General features: G+C 29.1%; 14 protein-coding genes. 8 read left to right on the forward strand and 6 right to left on the reverse strand.

Translation table 11 applies throughout. From position 1 onward, the window contains the following. Positions 1–12 precede the first annotated feature (12 nt). On the reverse strand, positions 13–486 hold the full coding sequence (locus JM82_RS07670; RefSeq protein WP_145002120.1) for a heme-binding domain-containing protein: 474 nt from the start codon (positions 484–486) through the stop codon (positions 13–15). 35 nt (positions 487–521) lie between these two features. Between JM82_RS07670 and JM82_RS07675 the strand changes: the two genes are divergently transcribed. The 6 genes from JM82_RS07675 (at position 522) to JM82_RS07700 (ending at position 6755) form a co-directional block, all read left to right on the forward strand. Next, positions 522–1085: an adenylosuccinate lyase gene (locus JM82_RS07675; RefSeq protein ID WP_145002121.1), complete on the forward strand. Its 564-nt coding sequence runs from the start codon at positions 522–524 to the stop codon at positions 1083–1085. 93 nt (positions 1086–1178) lie between these two features. Continuing rightward, positions 1179–2522 carry an adenylosuccinate lyase gene (gene purB / locus JM82_RS07680; protein ID WP_145002122.1) on the forward strand — a complete coding sequence of 448 codons (1344 nt, stop codon included), beginning with the start codon at positions 1179–1181 and terminating at the stop codon, positions 2520–2522. Position 2523: 1 nt separating this feature from the next. Next, positions 2524–2727: a hypothetical protein gene (locus JM82_RS07685; protein WP_145002123.1), complete on the forward strand. Its 204-nt coding sequence runs from the start codon at positions 2524–2526 to the stop codon at positions 2725–2727. Positions 2728–3030: 303 nt separating this feature from the next. Then, complete coding sequence (locus tag JM82_RS07690) at positions 3031–3297, forward strand: hypothetical protein (RefSeq protein WP_145002124.1); 267 nt, start codon at positions 3031–3033, stop codon at positions 3295–3297. A gap of 54 nt (positions 3298–3351) precedes the next feature. Then, positions 3352–4116 (forward strand): GLPGLI family protein, encoded by a 765-nt coding sequence (locus JM82_RS07695; protein WP_145002125.1) that lies wholly within the window; start codon positions 3352–3354, stop codon positions 4114–4116. A 2-nt stretch (positions 4117–4118) separates the two neighbouring features. Continuing rightward, the gene (locus tag JM82_RS07700; protein ID WP_145002126.1) at positions 4119–6755 is read left to right on the forward strand and encodes a carboxypeptidase-like regulatory domain-containing protein; all 2637 of its coding nucleotides are present in this window, start codon (positions 4119–4121) and stop codon (positions 6753–6755) included. A gap of 50 nt (positions 6756–6805) precedes the next feature. Here JM82_RS07700 and JM82_RS07705 read toward each other — a convergent pair whose 3' ends face one another. The 4 genes from JM82_RS07705 to JM82_RS07720 are packed head-to-tail and all read right to left on the reverse strand — an operon-like array spanning position 6806 to position 8916. Next, complete coding sequence (locus tag JM82_RS07705; protein ID WP_145002127.1) at positions 6806–7348, reverse strand: DUF4252 domain-containing protein; 543 nt, start codon at positions 7346–7348, stop codon at positions 6806–6808. A gap of 4 nt (positions 7349–7352) precedes the next feature. Beyond that, positions 7353–7919 carry a DUF4252 domain-containing protein gene (locus tag JM82_RS07710; protein ID WP_145002128.1) on the reverse strand — a complete coding sequence of 189 codons (567 nt, stop codon included), beginning with the start codon at positions 7917–7919 and terminating at the stop codon, positions 7353–7355. A gap of 24 nt (positions 7920–7943) precedes the next feature. Then, positions 7944–8420, reverse strand: coding sequence for a hypothetical protein (locus JM82_RS07715; protein ID WP_145002129.1), 477 nt, complete (start codon positions 8418–8420; stop codon positions 7944–7946). Further along, positions 8407–8916 (reverse strand): RNA polymerase sigma factor, encoded by a 510-nt coding sequence (locus JM82_RS07720; protein WP_145002130.1) that lies wholly within the window; start codon positions 8914–8916, stop codon positions 8407–8409. The genes JM82_RS07715 and JM82_RS07720 overlap by 14 nt, the downstream gene beginning before the upstream one ends. 109 nt (positions 8917–9025) lie before the next feature. Here JM82_RS07720 and JM82_RS07725 point away from each other — a divergent pair, with 109 nt between their 5' ends. Next, complete coding sequence (locus tag JM82_RS07725; RefSeq protein WP_145002131.1) at positions 9026–10462, forward strand: S41 family peptidase; 1437 nt, start codon at positions 9026–9028, stop codon at positions 10460–10462. Between the two features lie 16 nt (positions 10463–10478). Further along, positions 10479–11198 carry an adenine nucleotide alpha hydrolase gene (locus JM82_RS07730; protein WP_145002132.1) on the forward strand — a complete coding sequence of 240 codons (720 nt, stop codon included), beginning with the start codon at positions 10479–10481 and terminating at the stop codon, positions 11196–11198. Positions 11199–11284: 86 nt separating this feature from the next. Here JM82_RS07730 and JM82_RS07735 read toward each other — a convergent pair whose 3' ends face one another. Beyond that, positions 11285–12331, reverse strand: coding sequence for a YncE family protein (locus tag JM82_RS07735; RefSeq protein WP_145002133.1), 1047 nt, complete (start codon positions 12329–12331; stop codon positions 11285–11287). Positions 12332–12335 lie beyond the last annotated feature (4 nt).

Genomic DNA, 12335 nt, shown 5'->3' on the forward strand with positions numbered 1-12335 from the left:
AGATATTAAAATTTATTCTGCTTTTGGTGCTAATGCATAGCCCATTCTAACTTGATTTACCCAATCCACTATTGCTTTTATTTGCGAATCGGATAATTTAGCGTCTCCATGCGTCCAAGTATAACTTGGTAATGGCATTTTCTTTTCTTCAACTTCTTCTGCAAGTTCTTCAAATTTATGGTCTTTACGTTTTATAGAGTAATCTGACCATTTAGAAAAATCTAAATGTTTTTTACCGTCCTCAACATGTTCATTCAACCAAAAATTTATTGGTGTAATTTTATCATACCATGGATATTTAGTATTACTGCTATGACAGTCAAAACAGGTAGTTTCAAGAATGGTTTTAACTTCTGGAGAAGGTTTTGTTTCGTTTAAAAAAGCGGTTAAATCTTCTGTGTTACCTTGGTTTTTCTCAGGCGAAAAAAATTGAGCAACTATAAAAACCAGTAATAAAACTAGTCCAATCTTTTTAAGTAATTTCATTTTAGTTATTTTTAGACTTTAAAAATAATAAATCTTTGACGACTGACGCTTTATATCAAGAATTAAATTATGTTAATCATTCTCGTGAAAAACGTTTGTATTATGCACACCTGCTGTTAGCTAACACTAATTTAATACCTAAGATTTTAGATATTATGTTTATGGTTGACGACAAAATATCTCCACGTGCTGCTTGGGTTTTAGAGTTTATGTGTAAAGAAAACCTAGAAGCCTTAATCCCTTATTTAGATACATTTACAGAAAACATGGGTCGTGTGCACTTAGATTCGGCAGAAAGACCTGTTGCAAAAATTTGCGAATATATTGCTATTGCCTACTATGCTAAAACGCCTTCTAAATTAAAAGAGGCCTTACTTCCGAGACATCGGGAAAAAATTATTGAAGCTTGTTTTGATTGGTTAATTACAGATGCTAAAGTTGCTGCAAAAGCGTATAGCATGAATACTTTATTTTTGTTTGGTAAAGACTATGATTGGGTCCATCCAGAATTAATAACCATTTTACAACGTGATTTTGCCTCACAAAGTGCTGCTTTTAAAGCCAGAGCAAGGCAAATTTTACATAAAGCTAGAAAGTAAAAATTGTTATTTTAATTAATTCTTAAAGCGTAATCCTTTAGTCTTCCCGTTAAAAAAACTATATTTATAGCTTGTTAAAAAACAACTATTTTTATGTCTTTAAATCAACTTAATGCGATCTCTCCAATTGATGGTCGTTACCGAAATAAAATTGAAAAACTACAAGATTTTTTCTCTGAAGAAGCACTAATTAAATACCGTGTTTTAGTAGAAATTGAATACTTTATTGCTTTATGCGAAGTTCCACTACCTCAACTTAAAGGTGTAGATTCTAGTAAATTTGAAGCATTACGTGACATTTACAAATCGTTTACTACTGAAAATGCTCAGGCTATAAAAGATATTGAAAAGGTTACCAACCATGATGTTAAAGCGGTTGAGTATTTTATAAAAGAACAATTTGATGCTTTAGGTTTAAGCGAATTTAAAGAGTTTATACACTTTGGATTAACGTCTCAGGACATTAACAACACAGCAATCCCATTAAGTATTAAGGATGCTATGAATGAGGCTTACGTACCAGAATACTTAAATGTTTTAAAAGAATTAAAGCGTCTTGCTAAAGATTGGAAAGATATACCAATGCTAGCTAGAACACATGGTCAGCCAGCGTCTCCAACCCGTTTAGGTAAAGAAATTGAAGTATTTGCTGTACGTTTAGAAGAGCAATTTAACTTATTAAATGATATCCCAAGTGCTGCCAAATTTGGTGGTGCAACCGGAAATTTTAATGCACATAAAGTGGCTTATCCTAGTATAGATTGGAAAACTTTTGGAGGTACATTTGTACAAGAAAAACTAGGTTTATACCACTCGTTTCCAACTACACAAATCGAGCATTATGACCATATGGCTGCGTTGTTTGATTGTTTAAAACGTATTAATACCATTATTATAGATTTAGATAGAGATATTTGGACCTATGTATCTATGGACTACTTTAAACAAAAAATTAAAGCTGGAGAAGTTGGTAGTAGTGCTATGCCACATAAAGTAAACCCAATAGATTTTGAAAACAGTGAAGGTAACTTAGGAATAGCTAACGCTATTTTTGAACATTTATCTGCAAAATTACCTATTTCAAGATTACAACGTGACTTAACTGATAGTACTGTTTTACGTAATGTTGGTGTCCCTTTTGGTCATACTTTAATTGGTTTTGGATCAACGCTTAAAGGTTTAGGTAAATTATTATTAAACCAAGCTAAATTTGAAGCTGACTTAGAAAACAATTGGGCTGTCGTTGCAGAAGCTATACAAACTATTTTAAGACGTGAAGGTTATCCTAATCCTTATGAGGCTTTAAAAGGATTAACTAGAACTAATGAAGCGATTAATAAAACCTCTATTTCAAATTTTATTGATACCTTAGACGTGAGTGAAGCTATTAAAACAGAATTAAAAGCCATATCACCAAGTAATTATACAGGCATATAACATGTTTAATGACAAGACATCTTTAATACTTTGCACTGTAACCGTTTTACTTTTATTTATTGGAGGTATTACAGACTTATTAAGTAATCCGATTTACGTTGGGTTGGTTGTTATTGTTTATTTAACCGTTATTTTAAACCTTGTACTAGTTAAAAAGTCCAGTAATGGAGACGATGACTTTTTTGAAACAAAAATTAAAAAGTAAAAACAACAGGTTTATTGTTATAATATAAAAAAAGGCTTATCCAAAGGATAAGCCTTTTTTATTAAAAGTAATGTAATTATTATTTAAAAAAGTTAGTTAAGCTTTTAAGTTGTGCTTGATCTATGTCTGCGTTAGTTTTTCTTTTTTATATTCTCACCAATACTAATGATTATTAAATTTTTAATAAAGATATTATATAAATGAAAATTTGTTAATGATATTTTGACATAAATATAAACAAGCATTTTTTTTAACAAAAATTTAAACCGTTATGAAAAAATTTCTTTTTTAATTGTCCTTAATTTGGGACTATTTTCTTTTTCTAAAGCAGAAGTGATAGAAAAACAAAATGCAACTATTGACACTTTAAACTCTAAAACATCTGACTTTAATTTTGTAGTACACAATTATCATGACAACAAAGGTTATAGATGTAGAGCAGAAATAACTTATAATGGAGAAGTTGTTGAAACAGTTTATGGCTATGGGACTACTCCTGAAACAGCATGTTTGTTTGCTACTATGGCAGCAGTACTTTATATCGAACAACAAGGTGGTACTTACCCTTAATAAATCACTTACTCAAGGTTTAAAATATTAAACCTTGAGTTTAAAAATCGCACTATGAAAAAAAACCTTTTAATTTTACTTTTCTTTTTTTTACAAGTATCTTTTTCACAAGAAAATATTATCATAATTGATTATACGCATCATATTCATATGAAAGAATTACCCTCAGCCACAATTGTTGATGCTAGATTAACTTTTAACGATACTGTATCAAATTACGAAATGGACTTTGTTGGAAACTTAAACTTTGAGGAAGAAAAAGCAGGTAAAGAAGGTGGCTCTGTTTATGCGATAAAGGCAAAAAAAAATCCTCATATTTTTAAAAATTTTATAGAAAAAAAAATAAGCAGTATTGAAAGAGTTTCAATGAAACCATTTTACGTAAAAGACACTATGAATATTTTTGATTGGAAAATTGATACTTCAAAAAGAGAAATATTAGGTTACAAGTGTCAGAAAGCTAAAACCCATTTTAGAGGAAGAGAATATATTGCATATTTCACTTTAGAAATACCATATCCAACAGGACCATGGAAATTTTATGGATTACCTGGAGTTATTTTATCTGTAGAATCTACAGATAAAGTTTTTAAAATGAATGCAAACCAGATTGTTATAAAAAAAACAAATGAAACTATTAGCAACCCATTTGACGAAATTGTTTTAAAACCCATAACTTGGGAATCCTACATAAAAGAATATGAAAAAAAATATTATGAATTAAAAAATTATCGAGGAGAAAATGGTACTACAAGATCACTACCAAAAAAGAAAATTGAAACGATAATATTAGAAACCGCTCCATATATCAAAGATTGATTTTGAACACTATAAAAACAACCTTTAAAGCCATATTTATTATGGTTTTCTTATTTTTAAATAGTGATAATTTATTCTCACAACATTTTATCTCTGGCATTATTATGGACAATCAATCCAATGAGAAATTACCTTTTGTAAATATTTTGATAAAGAATAATGAAAATACTATTTTATCATATACAACTTGCAATGAAAACGGGACTTATTTAATCGAGTTTCCTTCCGAATATGATGAAATAATAATAGAAACATCAATATTAAGTCATAAATCTTCTTTAAAAAAACTTCAAAAAGAGAAAATTTCTAAAAAATCATATATTGTAGATTTTGAGCTAGAAGAAACCATATCTACTTTAGAAGAAGTCATTGTTAAAAGTAAAAAACCAATTTTAATAAAAAACGACACTACAGTCTTTAGACCAAATAATTTTAAAGATGGAACAGAAAGAGACGTTGAAGATTTATTAAGAAAACTACCTGGAATAAATATTGCAAAAAACGGATCTATAACTTTTAAAGGCAAACGAGTAACACGTGTACTTTTAGATAATGATAATTTATTTGATGATAATTATACAATAGGTACAAGAAATATTGATCCGGAAATTATTGAGGAAATTGAAGCTATTGAAGATTACCAAAAAAACCCATTATTAAAAGGTATTAAAAACACAGAGGATGTAGCATTAAATTTAACACTTAAAAAAGGTAAAACGGATGTCTCTGGAGATATTAATATTGGCTTAGGTATTGAAAATAAATATAGATTAATGTCTAACATTCTTTCTATTTCAAAAAAAATAAAAGGGTTTGGATTACTTAATTATAATAACATTAATCAAAATGTTAGTCCTTATAATTTTATCTCGAATAATATTGACTTATCCAAAATTAATGAGCTTAGGTTTAGAACTAATAATTATTTAGCATCAAACAATTTTAATATTCTTATACCCGAAGAGTATATTGGATCAAATAGCAACTTATTTGGAAGTTTTAATGTTTTAAATAAGTTTTCAAACAAAACATCATTAAGGATTAATGCAAATTATTTAACCGATAACTTAGAACTAATCAATACAACTAAAACAAATTTTAATAATATTGATTTATCCATTACAAATATTTATGACCAAAATAAAAAACCAAAAGTAAATGTTTTAGATTATGAGTTAATACATAGACCTAAACAAAACTCTATTTTAAATATTAAAGGTAAAATAGATTATACTACCTTAGATATAAATTCATTTAGTACAAATAATAATTCAGTATTTAGGGAAATAAAAAAGAGTGAAGATTTATTTATTAATCAAAACATAGAGTACACAAATAAATTAAATAATAATAGTGCTTTTCAATTAGTTGGTAATCTATCAAAAAATACCATTCCTCAAGAATTAGACTTTAATAATATTGACGTAACATCTAATGGGTCCATAAATCAAGATGTTAAATTTATTAAAAACTCTTTTAATATATCTTCAAAATATTTATCTAAATTAAAAAATGGAAATTATTCGTTATCGTTAGGTATTAAAAGCGAAAACAACTCATTAACATCTAATAATGACATTGTTAACTTTAACTATTTTAGTAATAATAATGATGTTACATTTAGAGATAACAATTTATATTTTGACTTTAATTATTTATTAAAAATTAATAAATGGAGATTTGTTTTTGAAAACAGCTTGTTTTACTCTGATGTAAAAATAAATAACAATTCAAGCTTAACAAAAAATAAAAAGATTATTAGTAATCCATCACTAACGACTTATTTGGGTTTAACTAAACACGCTAATATCTATATTAATTATAATATTAACAACAGATTACCAGAACTGGATAAAATGTATTCTGGACTTATTCAAATTGGAAATAGAAGCATACTATCTAACACTTTTGATTTTAATCGTATAAGAAGTGAAAATGTATCTATAGGATATAAAATAAATGATTTTTATAATTTATTTCAATTTAATTCTTATTTAAACTATTCGAAAGTAAATTATGACTATCTAAACACGTTATTTATCGAGGAAGACACTTCACTAAACATAACTAATTTAGAAAAATTAGATAATAGTAATTATCGATTTGGAATTGAAACTGAAAAATATATTAATTTTATTAAATCTACTATAGATTTAAAAAGTACTTTAACAATCAATAATTATAAAAACACTATAAATAATAATGATATAAGAGATAACAAAAGTCAATCTTTATTGCTAAAACTAGACATTAGAACTGGCTTTAATAATAAACTAAACTTTGAAAATTCGATTGTATTTCAAAATAATTCATTTTCAACAGAAGGTTTAGACCAAGTGAATTTTTCAACTTTTCAAAATAACTTCTCGACTAAATTTGTTAATGACAGATTTAATTTTATTATTGAAGCAAAATATTTTGATTCAAATTTAAAAACTAGAAATAACAGTTTTACCTTCTTGGATGCGATCTTTAATTATGTTCAAAAAAATGAGAAAATAGAATATGAATTACGATTTAATAATTTGCTTAACAAAAAGTTTTTTAAAGAATTGAATTCTACTGACTACTCTACTACTTTAAGTACACAAACTTTATTAGAGCGATATTTTTTACTGTCAATTAGATTTAAATTATAAAAAAGGCTTATCCAATGGATAAGCCTTTTTCATTAAAAGTAATGTTATTATTATTTAAAAAAGTTAGTTAAGCTTTTAAGTTGTGTTTGATCTATGTCTGCGTTTTTAAGTTTGTCGCTTAGCTTGATTAACTCTTCAGGCTTCATGTTATCACCTAAAATTCTAACGATAGTAAATCCAAAATCATTGGAGCTAGCTAACACTAAAAACTCATCTATTGCATCTGCGTTACCTAATGTACTAACTTTTACATTAACACCTTTGTCTTTAAACTCCATTAACTCTTCATACTTTTCGTTATTAAAAACTTTTTTAGCTTTTTGTAACTCTGTTTTATAGCTTTCTAGGTTATTATCTTTAATTCGGTAAGCTAAAATGTCTAGTTTATCTACAGATTGATATGCTTTTTGCTCGTCTGGATTTAAGTTAGCTTTAGAAAAATCTATTACATCTGCAGATACGTCATAGGACATAAAAGCTGGTAACTCTTGATGATCTACAAAATAGGTTTGTATAGAGTTTTGGTCTTTACAACTTACTAGAACAATACTTAAAGCAAGAAGTGTTATTACGGTTTGGAAGGTTTTTTTCATGAGTTTATTTTTTACTTTTCTTTTTTAACTCCTCTCCTCCTGGAAGATTCATTTTTTGAGTTAATTTAGAAATTTGGTTTAAATCAATATCACCTGTTAAAGAGATTACTACAGTTTCGATAGTACGCTTTTCTCCATTAATTTCAATATCAGAATCTTTCATTGCTGCTTCTAATCCATTAATAAACATTAACAACTCACTTACATGGTCACTGTCTTTACCTTCTTTTACATAAAACTTCATGACCACTCCATTGTCCTTAACCTCCATTAATTCTTCTAAAACAGCGCTGCGTGTTGCAACCCATTTAGTGATGTCCTTAGCTATAGTTTTGTCACCTGTTGCCATAGTTTTAAAACTGGTAATACTATTTACCATATCCATATAAGCTTTAGCTTCAGCATCATTTGTATTAATATCTATTTTTGCTAACATCTGGAACATTTTAGGTTTGATAGACACATAACTTACTTTGTCATCATCACTATATTTTTCAAAAATATCCTGAGCCATACCTGTTAATGGCATTAATAATATGGCTAATACTGTAATTGTTATATATTTTTTCATTGTATTTGGTTTTAAATTTTAATATTATTTTATGTTTCTAATTTTTAAAATACGTCCTATTGGGTTTTCCATTTCTTTTAAATAGTCAACTTGTGTGCCAGCCTTATTAATTTCACCTAAATAACTAACTTGTGCAGTCCCTTTATTAAAGGTTTTGGAGACCAACTCTAGATAAGCTTTAGCTTGATTATAGGCTATCCTATCAGCTTCTGTAATTACCTCTTCTTTTGGTCTAGTCAGATAAATACCAACCATTAACACTGCTACTGCTGCAACGCTTAACCACTTAAAATTAATTTTCTTTTTAGTGTTTAGTGGTACGTGTTTAGTAAAAGTCTCCTGTTGGTTTACCGTATAATACCCAAAAATTGCTTTATAATACTCTAAATGCGGAGCGACAGTCTCTTGGTTAAAATAGTCTTTTAACTGTGCTTCTTCTTGTAGAGTGGTTTGACCATTCTCGTACTTTTCTAGTAAGTCTTCTATATTATTTAACACCATAATTATGTGTACTTGTTAATTTTTCTCTTATTATTTTTCTAGCTCTAGATAGTGCTACACGTACTGCTGTAGGATTCATATCTAACATTTTTGCTATTTCGTCAAAATCATATTGCTCAATATCTCTTAATTGTACTACCATTTTTTGTTGTTCTGGTAGATCTTCAATAATCTTTGCTACCCATTGTAAACTATCATTTAATTCTATTTGTTTTTGTAGTGCTACATTGTGGTCTTGATAATTACTATGTACTATTTTTAAATTTTGCGATTGCTTGGATTTTAATTTATCCAAACAAAAGTTTTTGGTCATGGTCATAGAAAATGCTTCTACATTTTTATAATTTTCTATTTGACCTTTGTTTCGCCATAATTTTAACAACACCTCCTGAGTGGCATCTTCTGCTTCCTCTCTAGAGACTAGCAATCGTTTTGCTAAACGAAAGACCTTATCTTTAAAAGGCATTACTAATTTTAAAAACTCTGACTGCGTCATTTTGGTTGGTTGGTTTCTATTACGACGAACAACTATTATAATTGTTACAATTTATTTTCAATATAAAATAAAGTAAGTACTTTTATATTGAAAAAGAACCTTTAGCGCTATGAAAATTATTAATATAAAACACCTAGTACTTTTACTTCCGTTTATTATTTTAGGTTGTTATGAAGATATGGACGACAACCCAATCTCTGACACAGAGATTAAAGATTTTATTTGGTCTGGATTAAATACTTGGTATTACTGGCAAGATCAAGTTACGGACTTAGCAGATGACCGATTTTTAGACTCTGCAAACTATACTCAGTTTTTAAATAGTTTTGATACGCCTGATCAAATGTTTTATAGCTTATTATCTGATCAAGACCGTTTTAGTTGGATTGTAGACGATTATTTTGCTTTAAACAACGCTTTAAATGGTGTATCTAAAAGCAACGGAATGGAGTTTGGTGTTGGTTTAATTGATGGTGGCAGTAATGCTTTTGGTGTTGTACAATATATATTACCAAATACAAGCGCATCTACAAACAACTTACAACGTGGAGACTTTTTTTTAACCGTAGACGGAACACAATTAACTGAAAACAATTACAGAAACTTACTATTTTTTGGAAGCGATACTTATACTATTGGTCTTGCAGAATTAGATGCATCCGACAATCTTGTTCTAACAGGTGAAACCGTTACACTTACAAAACAAGTATATGAAGAAAATCCAATTTTAATATCAAATACCTTTACAGTAGATGGTATTAAGGTTGGCTATTTAATGTATAATCGTTTTACAAGTGGTTATGACCAACAGCTTAATAGCATTTTTGGTCAGTTTATTGCCGAAGGTGTCCAAAACTTGGTCCTAGATTTACGTTACAATCCTGGAGGTAGCGTTAATAGTGCTATTAATTTAGGAAGTATGATTGCTGGAGAACCTACAACTGCACTATTTTTAAAACAACAATGGAATAATAAAATACAAGCAACCCTTAGTGATACTCAGGTTAACAAATACTTTACCAATCAACTCTCTGATGGTACATCTATTAATACCTTAAACTTAAATAAAGTATACATTTTAGCACAAGGCAGTTCTGCTTCCGCTAGCGAGTTGGTTATAAATTGCTTAAGACCTTACCTGGACGTCATACATATTGGAGATGTTACTGTTGGTAAAAATGAGTTTTCAACCACCTTATATGATAGTCCCAGTTGTAATTATAATTGCACCACAGGTATCAATCCAAATCATACTTGGGCAATGCAGCCTCTAGTTGGTAAAAGCGAAAATGCTGATGGTTTTTTTGAATATGAAACTGGTTTGATACCAACTTTAACTTTAGAAGAAAACGTAGCAAACTACGGTATTTTAGGGCAACAAGACGAACCACTTCTAGCAAGAGCCATACAGCATATAACTGGTAATGGACGTTTTAGTAACCAACCTATGTTAAATAACTTAAAAATAGAAGATTACTCTAAGCTTAACACAATTACAAAGGACAATATGTACATTGATAGTGAAGGATTAAACGTATTTAAATAAAGAAACGCAAAAACTATTGGGACATAAAACTTATTTTAACTGGAGTTCAGGTAAAGATTCGGCTTTAGCACTTTACCATTTATTACAAGACGAAACTTATTCTGTTGAACAATTAATTACCACAGTAAATACACACTATAATCGTGTAACTATGCATGGTTTACGTAAAGCATTGTTAATTGCACAAACCGAAGCTTTAGGTATTAAGTCCAGTCTAATAGAGCTTCCTGAAATGCCAAGTATGGACACTTATGAAGACATCATGCTAAAGGCTGTGTCTGCATTAAAAGATGACAATTTTACACATAGTGCATTTGGCGATATCTATTTAGAGGACTTAAAAGTATACAGAGAAAACCAACTAGCCTCACAAAACATAAAAGCTATATTTCCGTTATGGAAACGCAATACAAAACAGCTTATTACTGAGTTTATAGCGCTTGGTTTTAAAACCATAGTGGTTTGTGCTAATTCTAAATACTTTGACCAAGATTTTGTTGGAACTATTATAGATGAAAATTTTATAGACAACCTACCTGAAGGTGTTGATCCTTGCGGAGAAAATGGCGAATTCCATACCTTTTGTTTTGATGGGCCAATCTTTAAAAACCCAATCCCGTTTACCATTGGAGAAAAAGTATACCGAGAATATAATGCGCCCAAAACCAATGATAATGATATCTGTAAAAGTGATGCCGAAACCTATGGTGTTTGGTATTGTGACTTAATTCCGTAACTATCATCTTAAGTATAAAATATAAAAAGCCTCTAAATAATTTAGAGGCTTTTTAATGGTTGGTTTGTGGTTTTACTAACTATTTTCTAGTTGAAGTACACTTTAGAAGCAATGACTCCAACGTCAAAACTATTGGTTTCTGATCCTGAAGACAAATCATATACTTTTAAAGTACTATTTCCTGAAAAGTTTCCTGCATCTGTTACATATAGCAAATTATTTTTTACTGCCATTCCATAAGCACTAGTAGCAGTAATGTCAAATAATGAAGCTGTTGGTAAACTAGTATCTGTATCTGACAATCCATATACTGTATTATCTAAAATGTAATAAGTATTACCATCACTATAACTCATTAAACTTGGATGTTGACCTATTTCAAAAACAAAAGAGGATACAATTGAGTTATCTGTAACATTTATTTTTGTTATTGCTGCTGGTGTTTCGTTACCTGTCCATGGTTCGTTACCTCCAGAAAGCACAACCAAATTACCTTGATTATTAATCACCATCTCGTCTGGTTTAGATTGTACAGTAATAGTGTCTGTTGTACTATCCTCAGTATTTATTACTGTTATCAAATTGTTAGTATTATAACCTCCTTTATGTGATACAAATACTTTATCCAAATTAACTAAAACTTGCTCTGGACCTTCAGCTACAGCTATGGTAGATGTTACAGTATTAGCATTCAAATCTACTACAGCAATGTAATCATCTGTAGTATCATTTGGATCAGCCCAATCAGACACGTAAGCAGTATCACCATCAAAAGCAATATATCGTGGTAACGTTAAACCAGTGTCTATCGTTCCTAATTTTTCAAAGGTATAACGATTAACAACTGTTATTGTTCCTGCATCAACAACGATATAAGCCTTATCTCCATTAAAACCTACAGATTGTAAATACACGCCTAAGTTTTCATTATTAACATTAAAATAGACTTGATTTTCTGTTTCAGAAAAATCATTAGATATGTAAGAAATTGAAGATGGTCCACCTTCTGCACTTACTAAAATCCCATTTTCATAAGCTCCTAATGGTTCTGGTTGTGTAAATGCATCGTCATCATTAGAACAAGAAAAGACTAATAATGATAAGGCTACAATTGAGTAAATAATTTTTTTCATAATT

The sequence above is a fragment of the Olleya sp. Hel_I_94 genome (assembly GCF_007827365.1).
Taxonomy (GTDB): domain Bacteria; phylum Bacteroidota; class Bacteroidia; order Flavobacteriales; family Flavobacteriaceae; genus Olleya.